The organism is Ruegeria sp. CF5 (assembly GCF_056537325.1).
Map to the genome: position 1 here is coordinate 62,605 of NZ_JBQFRI010000004.1, position 23,693 is coordinate 86,297.

Below are 23,693 nucleotides of genomic sequence, written 5' to 3' on the forward strand. Positions count from 1 at the left end.
TGCTCAGACCAGTTTGAATACGTCTTCGAAACGGTTAAGCGCATCGTCAATCACGTCATCCGTGTCGGCCATGCTGGTATAGATGCGGCTGCCTGCCAGCGTGAGGATACCGTGCGCCAGATAGGCGGCGCCCATCTCCTCCATCGCGTGTTTGCGTGCGTTGGCTTCGCGCATCAGCTTCAGCGGCGTGCGCATGCTCATCAACATGACCGCCGTGGTCTGCAGATGCACTATTGAGCCGAAGTTATAGGCGACAAACGGCAGGCCCAGCCGATCAAGGATTTCAGTCAATCCCTGACGCAGGCGATCACCGGCGCGACCTGCGTGACCGGCGGCATCGGTCTCGGCCATCTTGCGGATCGCATAGTATCCGGCGACGCAGGAGAGCGGGTTGGCGGATAGGGTGCCACCGACAAATGCGCGTTTTTGACTGCCGCCGATACCACCCGCAAGCCGCATCATCACATCTTTCCTGCCACCGATACCACCCGCCATCGGATAGCCGCCAGTCAGGCATTTCCCGAACACGGTCAGATCGGGGTAAACATCGAAATACCCTTGCGCACCGCCCATTCCGGTACGGAAACCCGTCACCACCTCGTCAAAGATCAAAAGCGCTCCGAATTCGTCACACAGTTTGCGCACTTCGTTGTTGTAGGTGCGGTCGGCAGGGCGGGTGCCGCTTTCCGGGCCAAGCGGTTCGACTATGACGGCGGCAGTCCCACCCCGCATCCGGTTCAGCATCAGCCTGCGGCGCAACGTGCCCAACTCATTCGGGAACACCTCGTGCGTTCGTGTCGTGGTGCCGCGCGGAATGCCCATCGCCTCGCGTCGCCGGGTTCCCGGCACGCGCAGGCCGTAAACCATCTGATCGCTCCAGCCGTGATAGCCGCCGCCGATCTTGATGATCTGTTTTTTGCCGGTGAAGGTCCGTGCGAGCCGGATTGCGGCCATCACGGCCTCGGTACCCGATCCCAGCATCCGAAACATTTCGACCTTTGGCATATGCGTGCGGATGAGTTCGGCAAGCTTCATTTCGTATTCGTGGAAAAGGCCGGTGACGGGACCGCATTCTTCAAGCAGATCGACTACTTTCTGACGCACATCCGGATCGTTTGATCCCAACAGTGTCGGCCCGCCTGCCTGCAGAAAGTCGATATAGCGGTTGCCGTCGGCGTCCCACATATACGCCCCTTCACATTTCGACGCTTCCAGCGGAAAGGGGTAGTTGAAGGCCAGATTGTGCTGAACGCCACCGGGTATGACCTCGGCCGCGCGTGCAGACAAAGCCTTGGATTTCTGGCAATTCTGCTCGAAATACTCCAGAATCTGCGGCATGGCGTCGGGCCGGATCGAACGCACGGGTTCCTTCAGCAGCGCCTGAAGCTTGTCCATTACAACCTGCGTATCCGGATAGGTCGGCAGGCCAGTGGGTTGCTTTATTTTTTGTTCCGCGTTCACGATTCTGATCCTTTGGTCAGGATACCTTCCAATGTGCCAAGCGTCATTTGACGGGTGGCGTCCGAAAGGTTCGGGTTGTTCCGGATGAGTGGGCTCAGATATTGCGCTGCCGCATCCTCGATCTTGGCAACCAGATCGGCACCCTGTTCTAGCGAAGAGGCGGATGCGATCACGCCGTGGCTGGCCAGAAGATAGCAGTAGACGTCGTTGCGCAACGCCTTGCCCAGGGCCTTGACCAGCATTCCGGTGCCTGACGGCCGGTATTTGGCCAAAGCGATGTGATCGCCGGTCACGGCATAGTCCGATCCTTCGGGCCAATCCAGGCGCTTGTGCAGCAAGGCGACCGCACTGGCGACCGGCTGATGGGTATGAATGCTGGCTGGTCTGTCGGGGAACATGCTCAGCATTCGTGCGTGCAGCCCTTTTTCCACCGATGCGGGCTTGTCACCATCGATCTGTTCCAACCCGTTCAGCCGGATTATCGCGATGTCGGCGGGTGTGAGCGTGGTATAATCGGTGGCCGACGGTGTGATCGCAAACAGATCTTTACTCAGCCGCAGGGCGACGTTGCCACCTGTTCCGGCCAGATATCCCTGATCGGACAGCTTGTGACAGATATCAACAATGGCAGCGCGTTCGTGAACGAAGTCAACCATGTGCCCCTCCTGATGTGTTGGAGTTGAGATGCCGGAATGTGGGTGTCAGGCGCTTCTGCAGATCGCGAAAAACATCGAAGCGGGCGTCATAGATGCCCTTGTTTGCCGGGTCGGGCTCGAAAACCTTTTCGATATGCACCATCTCAGCCGCACTGGCATAGTCCATCTGGCCGACGCCCACGGCGCCTATGACAGCAGCCCCCAGCGCATTGGCTTTGATTGGCGCGACGGGCCTGCGGATCGGAGTATTCAGGACATCCGCGTAAATCTGGCACCAACTGTCCGATTGTGCGCCGCCACCGACGATGTTGATTTGCGCAGGCCAGCGGCCCAGAAACCGTTTGACGGAACCGACCATCTTGCGGGTGTTTAGCGCGGTACCTTCCAAAACCGCGCGGGCCATGGTGGCGCGGCTGTGATCGGCATGAATGTTCAGAAAACCCGCGCGCAAAGCGCTTTCATCATTTGGGCTGCGTTCGCCAAACAGCCAGGGAAGGTACATCAGGCCGTCGCTTCCGGGCGCAATTTCGTTTGCCGCCGTATCGAGGCGGGCAAAGATATCCCGGGCGGCACCGCCTTCGGTCAGCCCGTCAGAATGATCCAGCATTCTGTTCTTGAAAAACTCGATACTGCTTGCGCCGCTGCTTTGCATTGCCATCATCAGATAACGTGAGGGCAGGGCACACGGAACCGATGCGATCTGGTTAAACACATTGGCCTTTTTGAAGGGCACATGCGCCGCCAGCCACGAGGATGACCCGATATAAAGATGGGTGTCATAATCCACCACTGCACCGCTGCCGATGGCCGCGGCGGTGTTGTCGATGGCGCCAGCGACGACCGGTGTGGAGGATGGAATGCCCAACTGTTCGGCAACATCCGGCAAAACCGGCCCCAACACCTCGTCACAGCGAACAAGGTCAGGGAATTTGTCCGTCTCAATACCGCTCTGGGCGATCAGTTTGCCATCATAGCGGATGTTGGCCGGATCGCGGTTGTCTGTCACCCATGAGGTTAGAATGGAATCCTGTGTTGCCACGAACCGCCCTGTGAGCCGCAGGTTGAAGAAGTCCAAGACGTTGAGGAATTTGTAGGTGCGTTCATAAATGCCCGGAAAGCGATCCCTTACCAACAGCATATGCGCTGCCGGGTCCTTGCCCGACAAGGCAGGGGCCCCGCCACACAGGCGCAGCCATCGAACCAGTTTTAGCGGATTATATCCCGCAATCCTCAGCAAACCTTTCATGCTGGCGTGAAGGTGCTGCTGCCCGCGCATATCCAGCCAGGTGATCGCGTTCATCAACGGATTACCATCCCGGTCGACCGGAAGGGTACCTTCGCCCTGCGTGGAACTGCAGATGGCAAGAATGCTGTTTCGTTTCACCCCGCTTTGCGCAAGCGCGTCGTCAGCGGCGCCCAGAAATGCAGTCCACCAATCATCGGGCACCTGCTCGGCACCGACCTCGCCCACAACATGCAGGGCAACGGGACGAAAGGCCCAGCCCGATACCTTTCCGTCCAGCGATATGACACCGACCTTGCACCCGCTTGTACCAAGGTCGATCGCCAGAATGTGGGCTTTGGTGTTTGTATTTCCGTCGTTTTGCATCTGCTGCCCTGAACCTGTGACATCAGATACTAGGCACCATCAGGGGCTGCGCTAACTTCCGAAATGGCCAGTGAAGGGTCATTATCGGCCAAAAATGTGGCCACTCAGATGCTGTCGGCTAATCTATCATTCCATCATTTCCCGGCGGGCCTGCGCTGGCGTTTTTCCGGTCCAGCGGCGAAATGCGCGGCGGAAGTTTTGCGGATCGCTGAATCCAGCCTCCTGCGCGACTTGATCCAGTGACCAGACGGGGTTGCGAAGCAGTTCCAGCGCCCTGAGCCTTTTTTGCCGATCCAGAAGCGATTGATAGGTCACATCCAGCTCTCCCAACCTTCGGCGGAGTGTCCGGTCGCTCATATGCAGTGCTTTTGCCACGGCAGAGAACTTTGGTGCATCGGAAAGGTTCTGCCGGATAATCCTTTCGACCGTTTCCACAAGCTCCATCATTTCCCGCGCCCGCATCCCGGTCTCCTGCAGGTACCCCAGCACTTGTTTGTGGGCCAAAGGGTCAGCGGTCAACAAGGGCGTCTGATGCCACGCCAGATCATAGACAAAAGCGTTTTCCGGCTGTCCGAACCGTATGTCGCATCCGAAAACCTCTGAGTATCGCAGGCCGGAATAGATCGGTTCGGGATAGGTCAGATCGACACGCAGCGGCTTGAATGTGTCCCCGATTAGGTCCAACGCAAGTTGCATGAAACTGGAAAACGCCTCTTCAACCAGAAAGACATGGATGTCGGGATCATGAAACCGGCTGTTTGCCGACACAACGAAAGCCCCGTCTTCGGTCCGCGCATCAAATTCCAGCATACTGCCGGTTTCCTTTTGCAGACTCAGCCCCAGCTCAATGGCGTCACCCAGTGTATTGCTGGTGATCATCGCAAATCCAACCAGACCGATTGAGGTTATTCTCTCGCGCGAGCCGGTTTCCAGACCCAGTGCTCGATCCTCGGCCATATCGAGAGCACGGCGGATGAATTCACGGCCCTGCCGAAAGGAAACGCGACAGTAGGGGTCGGTCAGGTCTTCGATCGACAGGCCAAGACCTGCCGTCAGTCGCGAGGTCGAGATTCCAAGATCTTTCATAGTTGCAGTCAGACAGCGGATCAGGAAAACCGGGATATCCGCGGTCAGATAGCGGGTGTCGTTCTCACCTGTTTCGTGACCTGAGGGCGCAGCCTCTGTGAATGAAGTAACCGGGTTTCCGGGCATTTGTTTCATACGGCTTGTTCGTTCGATTTTGGGTCGAACGGCTCCACGTCCTGAGACGTGTGACCAAACTTCTGCAATACGTTCCGGGTTATGCGCTCGACCTGCCAATCGTGACGTACAAGCCCCATGATCCACTCGCAGGTACCGGCGGTAAAAACCTCGCCCTTGCCGCGTTTCCAGTTCACGATTACCCCGTTGCCCCGCGAGCTGCGGTCCAGCGTTTCTGCCGTGACCTCACCAAACATGGTGTGCGCTTTAAAAGTCGCATCGGCGTCTCCGATATAGACGGTTTCGCCCCAAATACCGTGCTGTGGTTCGACATTGGTGGCTAGGCCGAGGGCCAGAATCACCATCTCGGGGTCGGCCCCGTCAGTCCCTGTGGCATAGGGCAGGCCGTCCTCCATGCGATAGTCCACGCCATCCACTTCATAGCCAAAGATGCGTGAAGCCGCGCCCAACTGATCGCCATAGCCCAGTTGGGTGCCATCCAACGCCCAATGACTGGGCCGGTATACCGTGAAACCGCCGCTGCCCTGACCCACGCAGCGCCCCAGCCCGGCATAAACCCCTTTCAACCCGTTGGTACCAAACGTTTTTGCACCGGGCCAGTTGACCGGATCAACCTCCCAAGCGGCCGTGACTAGATGTTCCTGATCGGTGCCCACCAGAGGGTCCTGATCGGCCATGTACTTGTAGCATACCTGGCTGCGCCCTTCGTCTTCGATGCGGGTCTGCCACAGGAAATTGCCGCCGAACCGCGCAATGTTGCCTCCGGCTTCTGTGTAACGATCAACGGCGTGACGCATGTTGGCGGACCAGTATTCGTCGTGGCCGACAAATATGGCGCAGCGATATCGGCTTAGCAAATCCGGATCGGCATCAAGATCGTGTTGGGTGGCAAAGTCGATTTCAAACCCCTGCATCTCGGCCCAACGGGCGAAATGGCGTTCATAACTGGCCCAACCGGCCGAGGCGTATTTCTTGGAATAGCCATAGCTATACGCCCATTCCATGTACGGATAACGAACCATTCCACCGGGGGTGTGGGGAGCTTCGGGTACTGCCCGGGGGGCGCCTTCGGGTAATTTGCAGAACCCGCGCGTCCATGGACGTTGGGTCGAAACCACCGGTGAGAAGGCATTGCCTTCGGGACCAGTTATGCCTTCGTAATGGTTCGATCCGCCCCAGCAGTTATAGGCCAGCCAGGTTCCGGTGGCGCAAACCAGCAGATAGGGCGCGGGCGGTTTGTCGGCCGCACGGCGGACAAGGAGCATGTGGTGTTCCTCGACCATGTCTCCGTCGCGTTCGGCGCGCAACGTCACCAGATAGCCGCCTTCTTTCCAATCGTCGGGAATGGTGAATTCAAAAGACGACTGCCAACCGCAACCACATACCGAACAATCCTCGGGTGTATCCTGATGCACGCCTTTCAGACCGGTTTCCGTCAGCATGGCCTCATAAACGGCACCGTCGCGACCGATCTCAAGGCTCCATGTTTCGGCGGTCGTCGATACACGCAAGGCCACGTTGTCGCCGGGCGCATAGGTCATACGCTCTGTATAACCCCAGATTTCCAATACCTCAGCATCCCGCGACGGACCGATATAGTAGTTATCAAGGATGTGCCGCGCCTTGGCACGGGTGCGTGGCGTGGTCGCCGGAGCGGCGGATTCCAAGGCGGACATAGGTCATTCCCATTATGGCAGATATTCCGGACCAACTGACGCCAGCGGCCCCGTAACCGATCATTGCACCATTCCTTTTTTCGGAAAAGCCGACAAGTCAAAGCCTCAACTGCTCGCGTTAGAAGTGGCCATAACCATGGTTCCGGCTAATCTGGTGGCAGTCGACGTCACATTTTCGATCTGGGCGTGGGTTCTGAGGCCTTGCCGATCCGAACCCGTTCTCGCGTGCCTTCCCGTTGGAAGGCAGCTTGCTCGTCATCCAGATCGCTCATAAGCGCATCCAGCCGGAGCCGACTGGTCATGGGGGCCGTTTTACCTTCGGTGCGCAGGCCTTCGTGACGGGCACCAGCGGCGTATTTCTTGTTGCGCTGATGCGGTTGGACACTGTCCATGTAACGCGGATCGACCGGCGTGGTGATCGTCAGATATCCGGCCGCGACCGCGCGGTCCACCAGATCGGCACCACGCGCTGTGCGCACGACAATGGCGTTGGTGCCGGGATCGTCATCTTCGGTTGCCGGATCAGGAGAGCCACCGGGCCATGTGTCCGAGGCCGCGATATCCGCGGCCTCGCCGATACCGTCGGGGCAGACTTTGCAGCGGAATGGCAGCACCCACATGCTTTCGTCGGTTCCCCAGAAATCAGTATAGCGCCTTTCGTGAACCATCCCGCCCGCCATTTCGACCCGGGTCAGGCCGGGGCAACCGTGGCCGCGATAGCGAAATCCGGTTACCTGTTCAGGGTTGATCCCAAGTTCCTGATCCAGAAAACGCGCCATGCCCTGTGGTGGCATGAAGCCCCCGCAAACCGGGGTCAGCATGTATTTGACCAGCGTGTTCACCCGTGCATCTACGCGCGCAAGATTGCGCAGCGCAGCAATGTCGCAGGGCTTGCCCACAAAGGCAAAAGGCCGATCCTTGTCCAATTGCTCCAGCACATCAATCAGCGGTGCGGTCGGGCCATAGCGCGACCCGGCACCCGCCAGTACTTCCGCAGCCGTGGGCGAAACGGCGCGTTCTCCGAATGTCGGTTCTGTTGTGGACGCTCTGGCATGCAGAATGAAGTCGACCTCACCGCAGTCGACCAGAAACATCCCCAAGGCGGTCAAAACGCCCCCTGTTGATCCCTTGTGCCTTACATCGGGATCACTGGCATAGGCGAGAGACATGCTCTGGTAAGGACCCCAAACCAGATCGGTCTTTGTGGTTTCGTCGATTTGGCACTCAGGCAAGCCCTCAATCCGTGTGCCCGGGCACAGATCCATCAGATGATCCACCATTTCATGTGTCAGCTCTCCGGTCACGACCGGACGCTCGTAACCGGTTTCAACGACCTGCATCTGCACTGTCTGAGGTCCGGCCACCGATTGACACAAGCCACAGCCGATACACATGGCATCTTCGGTTATCCGGTTCAGCCGCTCGGCCGGGCTTGATGTTTGTGTCACGAAATTTTCTCCACCGAACCCACCCCAACCCATCCCCGCCCTTCAGGCTTGCCCAAAAACGGCAGATACAGGGCAGGGGCGCATTCTATGATCACCTGCAGATTAAAGCTGATTGAACAGTTCCCCGGGCAAGTTGTCGTGCTGCGGCAAGCCAAGCGCACGCACCAGGCAGAACATCATGGCCTGGTTTGAGGTGACAACAGGTTTTCCAAGATGAGCCTCGATCCGGTTGATGGCCTCAACTGCGCGCATGTCGGTGCAACTAAGTACGATCGCTTGCGCGTCCGGATGGTCGGCCCGGCAGGCAAGTTCAAAAACCTCATCGGGTGTCAGTTCGCCCTGCCCGTAGTTGCCAAGCTCGCGACCGATATCGGTACGTTTGACGGTTTCGATCCCATTTTCAGCCAGAAACGCCACGGCCTGTTCGTTTATTTCACCCAGATAGGGCGAGGAAAATCCCACGCGGGCAGCCCCCAGCGCATTGATCGCTGCGACCAGCGATCCGGCAGCCGTCAGGGAAACCGCGCCCGAGCCTGCCTTGATCTGCCGCGCCAGATCGGTGTCGAATTCTGGTCCGTGGGTCAGTGTCGCCGAGGTGCAGCCGTACAGCACCGCGTCCGGACGGACACCTGAAATCATACGCAGATCATGGCTGATATCCGACGCACCAAGACCTGCCATCTGATCCGCGCCCGGAACCTCATCCACATCGTAACCGCCCATGCGTTGAAAATGCATAGTGGTACCGGGTGGGCGCATCAATTCCATGTCCGGTTCCAGATTGGTGTTGGTGAAGGGAACCAGCACACCTATTTTGGCGCGGGTTCGTGTCTGGATCGTCATGTTAGAACTCCTTTCAACACTGAAAGCGCGCGCTCCATTACGGGAGGCTGGCATATGGTGGCGCGCAGACAATCGGGCAGGCCGTAACCACCCATACCGCGCATCAGCAGCTTTGCCTCGCGCAGCGCGGTATCGTTGCGGCGGGCAGTATCGGGGCTATCAAATCGCAGCAGAACGAAATTGGTGTGACTGTCGGGAACCTCCAGACCCAGCCCGCGGCAGTCTTTGGCAAAACCGTCGCGGATTTCGGCAGTACGCGCCACGGTTTCCCGCATATGGGCCTGATCCTGCATGGCTGCGGCCGCCATTGACTGAGAGCAGGTCGAGATGTTGTTCGGGTTCAGAAGTTTGCGCAGTTCATTGGCGATCTCGGGAGGGAAATACCCCCAACCTGCTCGCGCGCCCGCCAGCCCGTAAGCCTTGGACAATGTGCGCATGACCACGGTGTCGCCCCGCTCCACCAAACCAAAAATATCTCCCGGGTCCTGAGCTGCATCAGCAAACTCGGCATAGGCCTGATCCACCACCAGAAGCACATCGGCGGGCAGGTTCGACCGCAGACGCAGAATGTCGGAGTTTGAAATCAGGGTCCCGGTCGGGTTACCTGGATTGCACACAAAAACGATCCGCGTTTTCGGGGTCACCGCAGCAAGGATGTCGTCAACCGATACCGTCATATCAACCTCGCGCGCCTTGACATAATCCGCCTGCACCTGCGCGGTTGCCGAGGCCACATAGGCATAGCCGTAATCGGTGCCCAGAACCCGATCACCGGGCCCGGCAAAGGCGCGGATCAGGCAACCGATCAGTTCCATCGAACCTGCGCCGCATAGGATTTTCGTAGGGTCCAGCCCATGAACATGGGAAATGGCCGCACGCAATTCGGTCCATTCCGGATCGGGATAGAGGGGCACCTGATCCATCGTCGCACGCCCGGCAGCGATTGCTGCAGGGCTTGCCGGAAAGGCGCTTTCGTTTTGTGCCAGCGAGACGGTATCGGACCCGCCAAGATCGGCAAGCGCATAGGCCGCCATCGCGTGAACATGAGGAACGGGGCGGATCATGGTGCACCTCGATACAGCTTGGCTCCGGCCTCGGTCACTAGCCCCCGTTTGCGGTCTCGCGCCACAGCTTTTGGGTCGCGATCGGACGGATCGCCAAAACCACCGCCGCCTGGGGTTTCGAAAATCAGATAGTCATCTGCCTCAACCCGAAGCTCGCCTTTGCCGGGGATATCATCACCTCCATCGCGAAACCGGATGCGTCCCGGCGCGCCGGGCAGTCCTCCATCCCGGCCAAGCGCAGGGAACTTCAGCCTTTCGACCGACAGAAACACAATGAATGGCGCACCGTTGGCCGAGGTCATCTCGATCCTCTGTCCCAGCCCGCCCCGATACTTGCCTGCACCACCTGAATCCGGGCGCAACTCGCGCCGCCAGATGGTGACAGGCGCCACGCTTTCGGTGATCTCGACCTGAGAGCCGTATACCCCCGATGGGTAGGCAGTAGCTGACAGCCCGTCTGCATGAGGGCGGGCACCAGTGCCGCCGTTGTGGACGGGCTCGACGGCAAATTCGCGCCCGCCATCCCGCGCCACCTCGGGCGCGTGACGCATAGGCAGATCGAACATGCAGGATGCGCCTTCGGCCGGAACTTCATCGGGCAGGGCCTGATGCAGACACCCGAGTACCAGATCAGGTGTCACCTGACCCAGCGTGTGCCGCATGGCGACCGGAACCGGGCGCTGCGCGTTCAGAATGCAGCCTTTGGGCCCAGTCACGGTAAAGGGTTCCAGCGAGCCTGCGTTATTGGGAATGTCCGGCCCCACGATGCAGCGCAGCGCAAAAACGGTATAAGCGGTCGCATAGTTGAGCGGCACGTTGATACCTTTTCGGGAACAGCCGGACGTGCCTGCAAAATCCACGTGCATCCCATCCTTGCTGACGGTCAGTGTGGCATGCAGTTCCAGTTCGTTTTCATAGCCATCCATCTTCAGGGCATTCTTGTAGACGCCCTCGGGCACCTCTGCGATAGCCTCCAGCGTTCCGCGCCGCGACGTGTCAATGATGTATTGTGAGAGCGTTTCAAGATCGTCGAGGCTGAATTCCTCCATCATGTCCAAAAGCCGTTTCACCCCCGCCTCGCAACAGGCGATCAGGGCATAGATGTCGCCCTCATTGGCAATGGGCTCTCGGCTGTTGGCGCGGACGATGTCCAGCAAAAGCGCGTTGGGCTCTCCGGCCTCGACCAATTTGCAAGGCGGGATCAGAAGGCCCTCGTCATAGATGTCGGACCCTTCCGGTCCCATGCCCAGACCGCCCAGATCCACCAGATGCGACGTACACGAGGTGAAACCTACGACTTTGCCGTTCCTGAACGCCGGCATCATCAGCAGAAAATCATTCAGATGACCCGAGGCCAGCCAGGGGTCATTTGTCATATAGATGTCGCCCGGCTGCATGTCCTGGACCGGAAAGCGGTCACGTAAATGCAATACTGCTTCGGCCATGGTGTTGATATGGCCCGGTGTGCCGGTCACGGCCTGCGCCAGCATGCGGCCTTTGGCGTCGAATATTCCGGCTGAAATATCGCCGCATTCGCGGACAATAGGGGAAAAGGCGGCGCGGATCAGGGTTTGTCCCTGTTCCTCGACCACTGCCAGCAGCCGGTTCCACATTACTTGCAAGCGGGCAGGAGACAGATCGTTTGTCGGGGTCATGTTCATCATGCAACTCCTTTCCGGTCGCGGATCAGAACCAGATTGCCAACACCGTCCACATGGGCCGAGAAATCGGACGAGACCAGCGTCGTTGTCTGAGGTTCGGTGATCAGGGCAGGGCCGGTGACCCGGTCGCCCGGTTGCAGGCTGTCGCGCGCCACGAAGGCGGCCTGTTTTATTGTACCGTCAATGTCGCAGGTAATCGGGCGGGTTTCGGATACGCTGACCGTGGTGGGGGGTGGCATCGCCGGAACTGATTGATCAGGTCGGTCCAGCGTGGACACACGGACCGCCCAGTTCAGTATCTCGATCTCCATTCCCGGCACGGGGCGTGAAAACTGCCTTTGGTATTCTGTCTCGAATGCTGTTGTCAGAGGCACGATATCTTCTTTGGAAAGTGCCCGGTTCGGCAGGGATATTTCGATTTCGTGGCCCTGACCGCTGTAACGCATGAAAGCGGTGCGGAATGTCTGAACCGGTGCATCACCAGCGCCTTGCGAGACGACGGCCTGTGCCTCGGCAATCATTTCGTCGAACACATCATTTATCGCTTGGACATCCAGACCGTTCAGCAACGAATAGCGTGAGCGCACGATCTCGAACGAGACCGGCGCGAACAGGAACCCCACAGCAGAACCGACGCCCGGATTGGGTGGGATCACGATCCGGTCGACTCCTGCGGAACGTGCCACCCGGCTTGCATGCAGTGGACCGTTGCCGCCAAAGGCAATCATCGTGCGCGCGCCCAGGTCCTTGCCGCTTTCTACCGCATGCATCCGCCCGGCACTGGCCATGCTTTCGTCGACGATCCGACTGACGCCATCGGCAGCACCGATTGCACCAAGGTCCAGCGGCGCGCCGATGACCCTTTCCAAAGCCGCAGACGCAGCTTGCGGATCGATGCTGATATGCCCCTCTGCAAACGTGTCCGGCACGATATAACCAAGCGCGATGTCGCTGTCGGTCACCGTAGGCTCGTCGCCGCCCCGGCCAAACGCCACCGGGCCGGGTTCCGACCCTGCTGATTTGGGTCCGACAGTCAGGCGGCCCAACCGGTCGACCCCGGCGATAGAACCGCCACCCGCGCCGATCTCGATCATTTCGATCACCGGAATTCGCACCGGCATACCCGAGCCTTTGATGAAACGCGCTGCGCGGGCAATCTCGAACTGTCGCGAGGTCTGCGGGCGGGCATTGTCGATCAGACAAAGCTTGGCGGTGGTGCCGCCTACGTCAAAGGAAAGTACCTGCTCCAATCCTGAACGCGCCGCGATCCGGGCCGCCAGAATTGCTCCTCCGGCCGGGCCGGATTCGACAAGCCGGATCGGGAACCGCGCGGCGGTGTCGATGGTGCACATGCCGCCACCTGCGGTCATCATCAGGATCGGGCAGCTCACACCTTCGGTCGCAAACCGCTCGGCAAATCGTGACAGATAGGTTTCCATCAGCGGCTGGATATAGGCGTTGGCGACGGTGGTGCAGAGACGATCGAATTCCCGTGCCTCAGGGCTGACTTCGGACGAGATCGAAACCTTCAGCTGGGGCCGCCGGCCTGCAAGAACATCGCGCAACCGGCGTTCATGCGCGGGATTTGCATAGGAATGCATGAGGCAGATCGCAACGGCTTCGGCACCGCTTTCATCAAGCTGTTCCAGCAGCGCATTGATCGATGCATCGTCCATCTCGATCAGGACTTTACCATCTGCGGACATTCGTTCGCGGACGGTCAGCGCCCTGTCGCGGGGAACAAGAAGATCGGGCTTTTCCAGATTGATATCATATTGCGAATATCGCCTTTCGTAAGCGATTTCGAGGATGTCGCGGAACCCTTCGGTGGTGATGGTGGCGACGGTTGCCCCGCGCCGTTCGATCAGCGCGTTTGTGGCCAGAGTCGTGCCGTGAATGAACCCGGTCACCTGACCCAGATGCCGGCCTGATTGTGCCATGACGCGGGCGGCACCCTCCATGGCTCCGTCGGCGGGGTTTTGGTGCGTTGTCAGGGTCTTGGTCGAAGCGACAATGGTCTCGTCGCCTGAAACAAGAACGGTGTCGGTAAAAGTGCCGCCAATATCAATGGCAAGGCGCAATGCAGGAGGAGTTGTCATAGGGCATTCCAAAGCTGGACATCAAAGCATCAGAGACGGGAAAAACCGATCTCAGCCTCGGGTGACCAGATCGCAGCCGGTGATACGGCGGTTTAGACAATTTGGAACGCAATGTTTGATCATGGTGTCAGTTGGGCCTGTTGTGGCGATTCCGGCAAGCCGAATTGCGACCTAAATGCCCGTGAGCGACAAAAACCTTTTGTACGTCACCCACGTTGAAAGGTGCAAAACTACAGAATTTGGCGAAAATCCCGAGTGCACGAGCCTTACGGGTATCTGCAATCCTGTTGAAACTTTACATTTTTTTGTTTTGGCCACCTACTATGGCCAGAGTATTTGCACATTTTTCATAAGGCAGGCGTGTAGCTTGTACGCCGACCAGACCGGAGGGACCGATGAGCAAGAACGTCTGCGAAGTGTTGTTGGATATTCTCGCCGACGCAGGGGGTCACCAGATTTTTGGTGTGACCGGTGATGCACTCAACCCGCTTCTGGAAGCGATGCGGGGGGATGACCGGTTTGAATGGATCGGCGTCCGCCACGAGGAAAACGCAGCCTATGCCGCTTATGCTCAATCGCACCTGACGGGCGGGATCGGTATTTGTGCAGGAACGGTTGGCCCCGGTGCGCTGCACCTTATTAACGGGCTTTACAATGCCAGACGTGAAGGGGCCGGGGTGGTTGCGATCACCGGTCAGGTAGCGCATCGCGAACGCGGCACCGGTTATCATCAGGAGGTCAATCTGGACAAGGTGTTCGAGGATGTCTGCGCCTATCAGGCTGTCATCAACACCGCAGACCAGATGCCGCGACTGGCCCAGATCGCTGTGCAGCGCGCGCTGCTAAACCGCGAGGTGGTCCGGATCGAACTACCCATGGATGTGTCGGAAAAGCCGGTGCCAAGTCTGCACCAGATGCATCCGCTGGTGAAAACGCCATCAATCCTGATCCCGCCGGATTGTGAGATCGACCGGGCAGCAGGGATCATCAATGCTGGAAAAAAAGTCGCCATCTTTGCCGGAGTTGGCTGCCGCGATGCAAAGGATAAGGTCATGGCCCTGTCCAAGCGGCTGAATGCGCCTGTTGCCCATTCACTCAAAGGCAAGGACATCTTCGATTATGACGATCCGAACGTTGTCGGCATGACCGGGTTGATCGGCAACCCCGGCGGGTACCACGCGGTGCGCGATTGCGATGTTCTGGTGATGATCGGCACGGATTTTCCGTATGAGTGGTTTTTGCCCGACAAGGCCAAAATCGTGCAGATCGACCGGAGCGTCGAAAATCTGGGCCGCCGCGCGCCGATTGCATCAGGTCTTTTGGGAGATGCCGGGGCGACGTTGGACCTGCTATTGCCGAAAATTGAGGAAAAAAGTGATCGCAGTTTTGCCGACTATCAGATCAGACTTTGCACCAAGTGGTTGAAACAGCAGGATCAGGAGGCGAGTCTTGAGCGCAGTTCCGAACCGTTGCACCCGCAGCTGTTTGCCCGCGAGATTTCGGATCAGGCTGCTGACGATGCGGTTTTTGCCATGGATATCGGGGAATGTACGGTTTGGGTGGCGCGGCAAACGCGGATGAAGAACGGTCGGCGCATGGTTGGTTCATTCAATCATTCATCGCTGGGATCTGGTCTGCCGTCTGCACTGGGGGCTGCAGCACTGGACCCCGGCCGCGAGGTCTGGACATTCTGTGGCGACGGCGGATTTGGCATGTCGATGCAGGATTTTGTGACTGCAGTTCGCTATGACTGGCCGATCAAGGTGATCGTGTTCAACAACCAGACGCTTGGTTTCGTGAAGATGGAGATGCAGGTATCGGGCTATGCGATGAACCCCGCGGCGACCGACCTTGTGAACCCCAATTTTGCCGAATACGCCAAGGTGTGCGGTGGCGATGGCGTCCGGGTGGAACATGCCGCCGACATCAGGGATGCGATCTCTCAGGCCAAGGCCAGCCGCAAGCCTTTCATAATCGAAGCAATGGTAACCCCGGGTGAGTTGGTAATGCCGCCCCATATCAAGGCTGACATGGCCTGGGGTTTTGGCATGTCGAAGCTCAAGGAAGGTATTCTGCTGGCCAAGGGCGATCATGCGCAGTGGGATAATTGGGTCAAGGAACTCAAGGCACAATGGTGACGTGGGTTATCGGCGCAAATCTGACCGGCCGCATCGGGAACTGACATTGCGATCCCGGATTTCACCGGGGTCTCTACGGAATACTTCTGTCGGAGAATGGAAGAATGGTACGCAAAATCTATTACGCTGTCGCTTTCCTCGGCCTGCCGCTGACGCTGTTGCTGGGATGGCTCTGGACACCGGCCCTGTGGCTGCTGGTGATTGTCATTCCCTATGTTCTGATCGGTTTTTATGATCTGACCACAACGAAGCACAACGTCCTGAACAACTATCCTGTTTTGGGGCATTTCCGGTACATGCTGGAATTCGTTAGCCCCGAAATTCGTCAGTATTTCGTGGAAACAAACGACAGCGGCCGCCCGTTCAACCGGATTACGCGCGCGTTGGTCTATTCCCGCGCAAAGGGGCAGCAGGATACACAAGCCTTCGGCACACAATATGACATCATGAAAGTCGGCTATCACCGGTCCAATCACTCGCTTGCGCCAAAGGAAGTGGACAAGAGCGAAGAAAGGATCACGCTGGGCGGACCGCAATGCGACAAGCCATACAACGCATCCCGCCTGAATGTGTCCGCGATGAGTTTCGGTGCGCTCAGCCATACGGCGATCCGAGCGTTGAACGGTGGCGCAAGGGATGGCGGGTTTGCTCACAATACGGGCGAAGGCGGCCTCAGCCCCCATCATCTGGCAGAAGGCGGAGATATCATCTGGCAGATCGGGACCGGGTATTTCGGTTGCCGAACGCCTGAAGGCGGCTTTGACAAGGACAAATTTGCGGAAAAAGCCGGAAAAGATGTGGTCAAGGCGATCGAGATCAAGCTGAGCCAAGGGGCAAAACCGTCCCATGGTGGCGTTCTGCCCGCAGCCAAGGTGGATGAAGAGATTGCGGAAATTCGCGGGGTTGAGCCGCACAAGGATGTGATTTCTCCTCCGACCCATTCCGCATTTGACGGGCCCGAGGGGCTGATGAAATTCGTGCAACATCTGCGCGAGATGTCGGGCGGCAAGCCCGTGGGGTTCAAACTCTGCATCGGGAACCCTTCGGAGTTTATGGGGATATGCAAGGCGATGCTCGAAACCGGTATTCTGCCAGATTTCATCACGGTCGACGGGGCCGAAGGTGGTACTGGCGCTGCACCGGTCGAATATTCGAACCGTCTAGGCGTGCCGGTGAACGAAGGTTTGATTTTCGTTCACAACTGCCTGCGGGGGATCGGCGTGCGTGACAAGGTGCGAATAATCTGTTCGGGCAAGGTCGCCACCGGTTATGATCTGGTCGAAAAGTTCGCGTTGGGTGCCGATATGTGCAACTCGGCCCGGGCCATGATGTTTGCGGTCGGATGCATTCAGGCGCTGCACTGCAATACGAACCGCTGCCCCAGTGGCGTTGCCACTCAGGATCCGGTGCGGGCACGCGCAATTAATGTGCCGCAAAAACGGCAGCGCGTTCACCGCTTTCACGACACCACATTGGAGAGCTTTCGCGAGATTTTGGGTGCGATGGGTCGGCAAACCGTTCGCGATCTGCAGCCTTCGGATATCCTGCGGCGGACTGCCGACGAAAGGGAACGGAGCTATGCCGAATTATATACGTTCCTGACGGACGGCGCGCTGTTGGATGGCGATGTGCCGGAACCTTATGCTGCCAATTGGGAACGGGCGTCTGCCAGCCAGTTCTAACGCTGAATGTTGCGGGCCGGGGTCTGTCACATGCTCAGGTGCAACCCGATCCACAGCGCGATCCAGCACAGACCGAGGCTTAGTAGAACGTTGCCAGCGGCCATTAGAACAGTGCGTTCACGGCGAAGCTGAAGCGACTGGTAGGCAAAGCTGGAAAACGTAGTGAACCCGCCGCAAAAGCCAAAGACAAGGCGGCGTTCTTCTTCGGGCACTGTTGGAAGGTCTCCAAGGTACCCGAGCCAGAGGCCCAAAAGCAGGCAGCCCGCCACATTTACGATCAGTGTGGACAAGGGCAGTTCATGGGTGACAACACGGGAAAGCCAGTGGCGTAGAACTGCACCCAGACCACCCCCCAAGGCAAATGCGGCATGAAGATAAAACTCGTTCATCTCTGCTTTTTCTGCGCGTGATAGCGCCGCCCGATCGCCTCACCCAGTATCGCCGCGCCCAGACCAAAGACAATTTCGAACAAAATGGCCACGGTTACATAGCCGCTTCCGTCTTGGGCAAGCCTTTCAAGCTCTGCCACGAATGATGAAAATGTTGACAATCCGCCGCAGAAGCCGACAGCACCCAAGTGTATTACATGGGCGTGAACGCGATGCCGGACAGCATAAAGCCAGCCCAGCATCAGACAGGCCGCGATGTTGATCCCGAAAGTCGCCGTCAGAAAAGGCGCGCCAGGGATTTCCAGCGCGAAAACCTCGCGCAGCAGCGACCCCAATGCACCACCAACAAAGACGGCACCATACATCAAAATACGTTCACGCAGACCGGTCACCGTTTTCGTACACTCGTCCCCGCCAAATGGATGCAGGTTTCATGACAGCATGCCGTTGTCAGAATTTAGTTCTTTCTCTTGGCGCTGGCCTGTCGCATGGCACCGCCATTACCGGTTATCCTGAGATTGCGACCATTCTCCAGCAGCTCCACGTCTGCCTTTTCAAGCTTTCCTTCCCAGCCACCATTGGTCTTTGCAAGCGCGGTTGTTTCGGGCCCGTCGCTTAGTCGGCTCCAGACCAGCTGGGTGCAGTCGCCGTTGACGGTGAAGTCACCATAAATACCGTGTTCCTTGAATTCGTACTCTCCTCCGGCCCAGGGGCAGGTCTCGTCTGCAAACGCGGGCATTGCGGAAGCGCTCAGGCATAGAGCAGCCGTGCAAAGATAATGTTTCATGGTTTTTCCAACAAAAAATAACAAGGATGAACCTAGAGCATTGCATATTCCTGTTCCAACGCAAATCCCGGGATTGCCTGCCCTCGGTTGCTTTGGTTACGAACTGCCCAAACCCGGAAAGTGTTTCCACCAACCCCCGGAAAGTGAAGAATAACTGTTTCCTTTTTGGCGGGAATGTTGAAGCATGTTAACCACAGTTAACAGGATAGATTTATGGATCAGGATAGCGACCCGTCACGCAAGACATTTCATGATCCGTCGTCAATTGACGACATGGCGGCCATGTATCTTTCGGCGCTGAAGGACGTTCTGGCGTCGCTGAAAGACCATGAAACCGGCGGCAGGAGATTTCAGTCGGATGTGATGTACCTGCTGGCTCAGGCACAGGCCAGATGGCTGACTTCGGCCCTGCGGTATTGGCAGCAGGTTGCCGCGATCATCGGGACGCAGGGCGTGGACGCGATCGAGGCGATCGTGCCCGAACCCAAAGGGCAATCTTTGGAAGCGCAGCAACTGGTGTTGCTGGACAAGGCGCGCGCTATCCTGCGCGAAATCTCGGAATTGTCGATGAGTGAGGCCAAGCTTTTGCAGCGCGACTTGATGGATATCGAAGCGGAACTCCGCAATGTGGTGAATTCGGACGACGATGATCTGGATGGTCCTCGCCGCTATGCAAAGCCCAAATCATGAATAACGAAGGCGTTCGCTCCGATTGGATTATTCCGGAGCTGGGATTTGAAGCTGAAACCGAAACGCTACGCGCTGCAATTGGTGAGTGGGTGAAATCGACACCGCCGGAAATGCAGCCCCAGCTCGGCGAGCAGTTTCTTGCGGGGTCAAAGTATTTTCGGCCGCTGACAATTTTTGCCTGCCAAACGGCGGCGGGCGGCGATGAGGTATCGGACGACACCATTCAGGCAGCTCTGGTGCTGGAATTGTTCCACAACATGACGCTGGTCGTTGACGATATTCTGGACCAGTCAGATGAGCGTCGCGGCAAGCCGACAATGCACACGGCCTTCGGGCAACTGACTGCGCTGATGACATCCGGCTTTATGGTTGCGGAAGGGTATCGGATAATGGCCCGGGACCCACAGGTCATTTCCCTGCTGTCCGAACTGATGTCGCGTCTGGGCGTGGCTGAGGTGATGCAATGGGACAGCCGCAAGATGCCCCGCGGCGTCGAAGACTGGCGGCGGCTGGCGCAGGAAGATACCGGTTCCATGTTTGAGGTGGCCGCCTGCCTGGGGGATCGCAGCGAAGGCCTGCGCCAGTACGGTGCATTGCTGGGCACGCTGTACCACGCGTGTGACGACGTGTCGGATGTGCGGGGCACCGAGGCGCTTGGCGGCGGCGGTGAGGAGGACATCCGCGACGGTATCCTGACCCTGCCTGCGGCAATCGCGGTGCGCGAACCAGAGGTGGCAGCGATGTTCCGCAACCCCAACCCGGACAACTATGACGCTTTAGCCGAAGCCTTTCGCGCTGCGTTGCCGGAAGCCGAGGCCGAACTGGACCGGATTGCCGCAAGCGCGATTGCTGAGGCCAGACGGTTCGCAAAGGATCCGAAAAAGTTGATCACTCTGGTTGATCGCACCCGCGCACTGGGCGAAGCCCGCTGACGCGGGTGAACAGGTGCGCCGCTAAATATGCTCTTTGGCGGCGGTCAGGTATTGGGTTGAATGACCTTCCTGAAATTGCGCGTAGACGGGTTGGACAAGGCTTGTGCGAATGTCTTTTTTGGTTCGCAAAGACGCCAGACCAAGTGACGCGCGCAACTGCCAGGACAGGGCCGACCGTTCTTCTGCCAATGTCAGAGCAGCCTGATAGAATTCTTCGGCCTTTGACCTGTCATCGCAAGCCAGCGCATGTTCGGCTTTGACAAGATTCAGTTCAATGGCGTGATTGAATTCGCCCCCTTCGGTCAACGGCCCCTGCAGATCGTCCAGCACAGCGGCCGCATCCTCCAGCCGGTTCATCGCAATAAGCTGGCGTGCGTGGTTGGCCTCGAAACAAACACGGTGGTAATGAACGCCCGCAGCCTTGCAGGCGGCCGCCGCCTTTGCGGTCATCTGCTCGGCTTCTTCCAGCTGACCTTTCTGCGCCATCGCACGTGCGCGCCAGAACGATCCCCACAGCCCGAGGAATCCATAGCCATATTCGCTGGCCACCGCGCTGCATTCTTCGGTCAACTCCATGACCTTATCCCAGTCGCCGTTCCAGTCGTGCACGCGAATGACGCCATTCGACAGCGCATAGACCAGTGAATACGGATCCGGCAGGGTGCGGGTATATTCAAGAATATCGTTCCCGACCTTTACGGCCTGTTCGGGATACCCCAATGACCAGAGAGCCGCTGCGCGGAAACACTCGGAAATCACCTTTGGTTCGGCGGCGGAAAGACGCGGACCAGGCTGATCCCAGACACCCTGATCATACAGCTCAAGCACACGCTCGCCATATCGAACGGACTCGGCATAGTCACCGCGGTTGAAATGCGACCAGCACTGCATGGCGTCTGAGTAGATTTCGTAGCGGGCGTTTCCGCTGCGCTCGGCCTCTTCCGCAAGCGCAGCAAAAGTCTTGTGCCCTGCTTCGACATCCCCACGCATGGTTTGAAACGCACCGATTCCATACAGAACGGCGACGCGAAGATCGGAATCGTCCACATCTCCAAACAGCTCGCGCGCGCGCTCAAATGCTGTCTGCGCCTGAGGCGAGGCATAGCTGGTTGCCGCAAAATGGACGACACCGATGGTGGACTGAAGCTGTAGCTCCAGCTTGGCGCGCTCGGCGGGGTCCTTGATTTCGTTGACGAAATCCAGCCCGTGACCTAGCTGTACCAGGGCTTCCTTCATCGAAGCCCGTCCCCATGCCGATTTCCCTGCCGTCAGCCAGTAGGAAACTGATCGGTCCCCAAGGCCAGCAGCCACAAAGTGGTTTGCAACCTGTTCAGGCCCTGATTTGCACCGCTCGGGAAACTTGTCCTCCAGCGTTGTCGCGATCTTTCCGTGCAGCTGAAATCGACGTTTGCGCAGGATCGACCGGTATGCGGCCTCCTGAATCAGCGCGTGGCGGAACATCCAGCTATTACCCTTTGCAGACGGATAGGCCAGATCGGCCTCGGCCAGTTGCTCCATCGAATCCGAAAGCTCGGTTAGTGGTGTGTCTGTGACCTGTGCCAGTAGATCGATATCGAATTCGCGCCCGATCACGGCCCCGATCTGGGCGAATTCACGGGTCGAACCCAGCTTGTCGAGACGGGCCATCAAACTGTCCTGCAAGCTTTCGGGCACCAGATCGACGCTGTCTTTGGCTTCCATAGCGGAGCGGGTCAGTTCTTCGGCAAACAGCGGCACCCCATCAGAGCGATCCAGCAGTTGTTTGCGCTGCTCGGGCGTAAAGGCTTTCTCTTGCGTAATGCTGTCCAACAACCTTTCGACCTCGGCGGTTGAAAGTCGCGAGAGCTTGTGGGTTTCAAGATGATCAACGTTCCATTCAGGGCTGAATTCCGGTCGGCTGGTCGCCAGTAGCAAAATCGGATGATCGACCAGCTTCTCCACGAAGCTGTTCAACAGCTCAAGCGATGTAGGGTCGATCCAGTGCAGGTCTTCGAAATGCACCAGCAACGGACCTTGCTTTGCCTGTACGATGACCTGCTCGATCAGCATGTCGTTCGTACGAGCCTTTTGCAGCGCTGGTGAAAGGTTGAGTGACGGATATCTGTCGCAAGGCAATGAAAAAAGCGACGCCATTAGGGCGCGCGCCTCACCCAGATCCCCCTCGGCGACGACCAGCTTTTCCAGCTTGTCCAGCCGCACGTCGTCGTCATCTTCAACCGAGAAATCGAGCATATGCTCGATCCTACGCCGGATGGGATAGAGGGCCGTGTTTTCGAAATAGGGTGCGGATTGAAGGTGGAAAACCCGCGCGCCTTCAATCTTGGCCTGATTCACAATTTCGTAGGACAGACGGCTTTTGCCGATACCGGCCTCGCCCGATACAAGGCAAACCCTGCCTTTCCCGGATTTAACGTCATCCCATGCCGCCATCAGGCGCGCGCGTTCCTTTTCACGACCTACCAGTGGTGTCAGCGTTTTGCGCGCGGATGTGACGGCAAACCTTTCCTGCCGTTGCGCTTCGGAAACGACGCGCCATGCGACCTGTCCTGGTGCGAAACCTTTCAGCTGAATGTTTTTCAGGGGCTTATAGACAAACATATCACCCAATAGGGAGTGGGTCCTGTCGCCGATTATGATCTGCCCCGGCTTTGCCAGCCCTTGCAGACGGGCGGCAAGGTTGGGGGTATCCCCGGCAACGGCTGAGGTGGAATCCACACCAGTGCGGTCAAGATCCCCGACCACAACCGTACCGGTGGCAATGCCGATACGCACTTGCAGGGATTCCCCCGCCATTGTGTCGAGCGACGCAACCGCTTCGACAATTTCCAGTGCAGATCGGCATGCCCGTTCTGCGGCATCCTCCTGTGCGACAGGATAGCCGAAATAGACAACGACCCCATCGCCAAGGTATTGCGCGACGTGTCCCCCCGCCTTGATGACAAAACGGGAAACCGTGGCCTGATAAAGCGCCATGAGATCGCGGTAGTCTTCCGGATCAAGTCGAGCCGAAAGTGCGGTCGAGCCGACAAGATCACAGAACATGATCGTCAGATGCCGCCGCTCAGCCGCTTCTTCACTGGCCATCGCTCCACTGGGCTTGGCTGCAACCGGGGCAGAGCTAAGCGCGGCGATGGCCTTGGCGATCTTGAGACGATGGCCAAGTATCGAAACACCCATTTCCTTCAGGTGTTCGTCAGTCACATCCCCCAGAATATCCAGGTCGATGCCGTTCTCTTCGAACACTTCACCGTATTGAGGCAAGCCAATTTCACTTAACCACGCCTCAATTGTCTTTGTTGTCATGGGTCTTCTCTGAACTTACTTACTTAACTTCGTA

General features: G+C 58.0%; 18 protein-coding genes. 4 read left to right on the top strand and 14 right to left on the bottom strand.

Translation table 11 applies throughout. The annotated features are described in order from the left end of the window. Positions 1 to 3: 3 nt before the first annotated feature. The 10 genes from ACR0NW_RS11675 to ACR0NW_RS11720 all read right to left on the bottom strand — a co-directional run bounded on the left by ACR0NW_RS11675 (position 4) and on the right by ACR0NW_RS11720 (position 13,738). On the bottom strand, positions 4 to 1,461 hold the full coding sequence (locus tag ACR0NW_RS11675) for an aspartate aminotransferase family protein (RefSeq protein ID WP_480450493.1): 1,458 nt from the start codon (positions 1,459 to 1,461) through the stop codon (positions 4 to 6). Beyond that, positions 1,458 to 2,117, bottom strand: coding sequence for a class II aldolase/adducin family protein (locus tag ACR0NW_RS11680; protein ID WP_480450492.1), 660 nt, complete (start codon positions 2,115 to 2,117; stop codon positions 1,458 to 1,460). The genes ACR0NW_RS11675 and ACR0NW_RS11680 overlap by 4 nt, the downstream gene beginning before the upstream one ends. Next, on the bottom strand, positions 2,110 to 3,726 hold the full coding sequence (locus ACR0NW_RS11685; protein WP_480450491.1) for a xylulokinase: 1,617 nt from the start codon (positions 3,724 to 3,726) through the stop codon (positions 2,110 to 2,112). The genes ACR0NW_RS11680 and ACR0NW_RS11685 overlap by 8 nt, the downstream gene beginning before the upstream one ends. A 126-nt stretch (positions 3,727 to 3,852) precedes the next feature. Next, on the bottom strand, positions 3,853 to 4,947 hold the full coding sequence (locus ACR0NW_RS11690) for an AraC family transcriptional regulator (protein ID WP_480450489.1): 1,095 nt from the start codon (positions 4,945 to 4,947) through the stop codon (positions 3,853 to 3,855). After that, the gene (locus ACR0NW_RS11695) at positions 4,944 to 6,623 is read right to left on the bottom strand and encodes a N,N-dimethylformamidase beta subunit family domain-containing protein (protein WP_480450487.1); all 1,680 of its coding nucleotides are present in this window, start codon (positions 6,621 to 6,623) and stop codon (positions 4,944 to 4,946) included. The genes ACR0NW_RS11690 and ACR0NW_RS11695 overlap by 4 nt, the downstream gene beginning before the upstream one ends. Positions 6,624 to 6,790: 167 nt before the next feature. Beyond that, a complete protein-coding gene (locus ACR0NW_RS11700) occupies positions 6,791 to 8,071 on the bottom strand; it encodes a Coenzyme F420 hydrogenase/dehydrogenase, beta subunit C-terminal domain (protein ID WP_480450486.1) in 1,281 nt (426 codons plus the stop codon). Positions 8,072 to 8,173: 102 nt separating this feature from the next. Next, positions 8,174 to 8,914 (bottom strand): maleate cis-trans isomerase family protein, encoded by a 741-nt coding sequence (locus tag ACR0NW_RS11705; RefSeq protein WP_480450485.1) that lies wholly within the window; start codon positions 8,912 to 8,914, stop codon positions 8,174 to 8,176. Further along, positions 8,911 to 9,978, bottom strand: coding sequence for a pyridoxal phosphate-dependent aminotransferase (locus ACR0NW_RS11710; RefSeq protein ID WP_480450484.1), 1,068 nt, complete (start codon positions 9,976 to 9,978; stop codon positions 8,911 to 8,913). The genes ACR0NW_RS11705 and ACR0NW_RS11710 overlap by 4 nt, the downstream gene beginning before the upstream one ends. Further along, a complete protein-coding gene (locus ACR0NW_RS11715) occupies positions 9,975 to 11,642 on the bottom strand; it encodes a hydantoinase B/oxoprolinase family protein (RefSeq protein WP_480791869.1) in 1,668 nt (555 codons plus the stop codon). The genes ACR0NW_RS11710 and ACR0NW_RS11715 overlap by 4 nt, the downstream gene beginning before the upstream one ends. After that, positions 11,639 to 13,738 carry a hydantoinase/oxoprolinase family protein gene (locus tag ACR0NW_RS11720; RefSeq protein WP_480450481.1) on the bottom strand — a complete coding sequence of 700 codons (2,100 nt, stop codon included), beginning with the start codon at positions 13,736 to 13,738 and terminating at the stop codon, positions 11,639 to 11,641. Before ACR0NW_RS11720 ends, ACR0NW_RS11715 begins: the two co-directional genes overlap by 4 nt. Positions 13,739 to 14,133: 395 nt before the next feature. Between ACR0NW_RS11720 and ACR0NW_RS11725 the strand changes: the two genes are divergently transcribed. Both ACR0NW_RS11725 and ACR0NW_RS11730 read left to right on the top strand, forming a co-directional pair. Further along, positions 14,134 to 15,876, top strand: a complete 1,743-nt coding sequence (locus tag ACR0NW_RS11725) for a thiamine pyrophosphate-dependent enzyme (RefSeq protein ID WP_480450479.1) — start codon at positions 14,134 to 14,136, stop codon at positions 15,874 to 15,876. 104 nt (positions 15,877 to 15,980) lie between these two features. Beyond that, on the top strand, positions 15,981 to 17,558 hold the full coding sequence (locus tag ACR0NW_RS11730; protein ID WP_480450478.1) for an FMN-binding glutamate synthase family protein: 1,578 nt from the start codon (positions 15,981 to 15,983) through the stop codon (positions 17,556 to 17,558). A gap of 26 nt (positions 17,559 to 17,584) precedes the next feature. Here the strand turns inward: ACR0NW_RS11730 and crcB are convergent, their stop codons facing one another. The 3 genes from crcB to ACR0NW_RS11745 form a co-directional block, all read right to left on the bottom strand. Continuing rightward, positions 17,585 to 17,947 carry a fluoride efflux transporter CrcB gene (gene crcB, locus ACR0NW_RS11735; protein ID WP_480450476.1) on the bottom strand — a complete coding sequence of 121 codons (363 nt, stop codon included), beginning with the start codon at positions 17,945 to 17,947 and terminating at the stop codon, positions 17,585 to 17,587. Beyond that, the gene (locus ACR0NW_RS11740; RefSeq protein WP_480450474.1) at positions 17,944 to 18,339 is read right to left on the bottom strand and encodes a fluoride efflux transporter FluC; all 396 of its coding nucleotides are present in this window, start codon (positions 18,337 to 18,339) and stop codon (positions 17,944 to 17,946) included. The genes crcB and ACR0NW_RS11740 overlap by 4 nt, the downstream gene beginning before the upstream one ends. Before the next feature lie 65 nt (positions 18,340 to 18,404). Continuing rightward, complete coding sequence (locus tag ACR0NW_RS11745; RefSeq protein ID WP_480450473.1) at positions 18,405 to 18,734, bottom strand: hypothetical protein; 330 nt, start codon at positions 18,732 to 18,734, stop codon at positions 18,405 to 18,407. A 213-nt stretch (positions 18,735 to 18,947) separates the two neighbouring features. Here ACR0NW_RS11745 and ACR0NW_RS11750 point away from each other — a divergent pair, with 213 nt between their 5' ends. Together ACR0NW_RS11750 and ACR0NW_RS11755 are read left to right on the top strand one after the other, a co-directional pair. After that, positions 18,948 to 19,424, top strand: a complete 477-nt coding sequence (locus ACR0NW_RS11750; RefSeq protein ID WP_170652763.1) for a hypothetical protein — start codon at positions 18,948 to 18,950, stop codon at positions 19,422 to 19,424. Further along, positions 19,421 to 20,356, top strand: coding sequence for a polyprenyl synthetase family protein (locus ACR0NW_RS11755; RefSeq protein ID WP_170652765.1), 936 nt, complete (start codon positions 19,421 to 19,423; stop codon positions 20,354 to 20,356). The genes ACR0NW_RS11750 and ACR0NW_RS11755 overlap by 4 nt, the downstream gene beginning before the upstream one ends. Before the next feature lie 21 nt (positions 20,357 to 20,377). Here ACR0NW_RS11755 and ACR0NW_RS11760 read toward each other — a convergent pair whose 3' ends face one another. Then, the gene (locus ACR0NW_RS11760) at positions 20,378 to 23,659 is read right to left on the bottom strand and encodes an adenylate/guanylate cyclase domain-containing protein (RefSeq protein ID WP_480450470.1); all 3,282 of its coding nucleotides are present in this window, start codon (positions 23,657 to 23,659) and stop codon (positions 20,378 to 20,380) included. Positions 23,660 to 23,693 lie beyond the last annotated feature (34 nt).

What these genes read in the sequence shown, in the direction of transcription:
- ACR0NW_RS11680 (WP_480450492.1), bottom strand. Translation starts at nt 2,117, where the DNA reads ATGGTTGACTTCGTTCACGAACGCGCTGCCATTGTTGATATCTGTCAC.
- ACR0NW_RS11685 (WP_480450491.1), bottom strand. Translation starts at nt 3,726, where the DNA reads ATGCAAAACGACGGAAATACAAACACCAAAGCCCACATTCTGGCGATC.
- ACR0NW_RS11690 (WP_480450489.1), bottom strand. Translation starts at nt 4,947, where the DNA reads ATGAAACAAATGCCCGGAAACCCGGTTACTTCATTCACAGAGGCTGCG.
- ACR0NW_RS11695 (WP_480450487.1), bottom strand. Translation starts at nt 6,623, where the DNA reads ATGTCCGCCTTGGAATCCGCCGCTCCGGCGACCACGCCACGCACCCGT.
- ACR0NW_RS11705 (WP_480450485.1), bottom strand. Translation starts at nt 8,914, where the DNA reads ATGACGATCCAGACACGAACCCGCGCCAAAATAGGTGTGCTGGTTCCC.
- ACR0NW_RS11710 (WP_480450484.1), bottom strand. Translation starts at nt 9,978, where the DNA reads ATGATCCGCCCCGTTCCTCATGTTCACGCGATGGCGGCCTATGCGCTT.
- ACR0NW_RS11715 (WP_480791869.1), bottom strand. Translation starts at nt 11,642, where the DNA reads ATGATGAACATGACCCCGACAAACGATCTGTCTCCTGCCCGCTTGCAA.
- ACR0NW_RS11720 (WP_480450481.1), bottom strand. Translation starts at nt 13,738, where the DNA reads ATGACAACTCCTCCTGCATTGCGCCTTGCCATTGATATTGGCGGCACT.
- ACR0NW_RS11725 (WP_480450479.1), top strand. Translation starts at nt 14,134, where the DNA reads ATGAGCAAGAACGTCTGCGAAGTGTTGTTGGATATTCTCGCCGACGCA.
- ACR0NW_RS11730 (WP_480450478.1), top strand. Translation starts at nt 15,981, where the DNA reads ATGGTACGCAAAATCTATTACGCTGTCGCTTTCCTCGGCCTGCCGCTG.
- crcB (WP_480450476.1), bottom strand. Translation starts at nt 17,947, where the DNA reads ATGAACGAGTTTTATCTTCATGCCGCATTTGCCTTGGGGGGTGGTCTG.
- ACR0NW_RS11745 (WP_480450473.1), bottom strand. Translation starts at nt 18,734, where the DNA reads ATGAAACATTATCTTTGCACGGCTGCTCTATGCCTGAGCGCTTCCGCA.
- ACR0NW_RS11750 (WP_170652763.1), top strand. Translation starts at nt 18,948, where the DNA reads ATGGATCAGGATAGCGACCCGTCACGCAAGACATTTCATGATCCGTCG.
- ACR0NW_RS11755 (WP_170652765.1), top strand. Translation starts at nt 19,421, where the DNA reads ATGAATAACGAAGGCGTTCGCTCCGATTGGATTATTCCGGAGCTGGGA.
- ACR0NW_RS11760 (WP_480450470.1), bottom strand. Translation starts at nt 23,659, where the DNA reads ATGACAACAAAGACAATTGAGGCGTGGTTAAGTGAAATTGGCTTGCCT.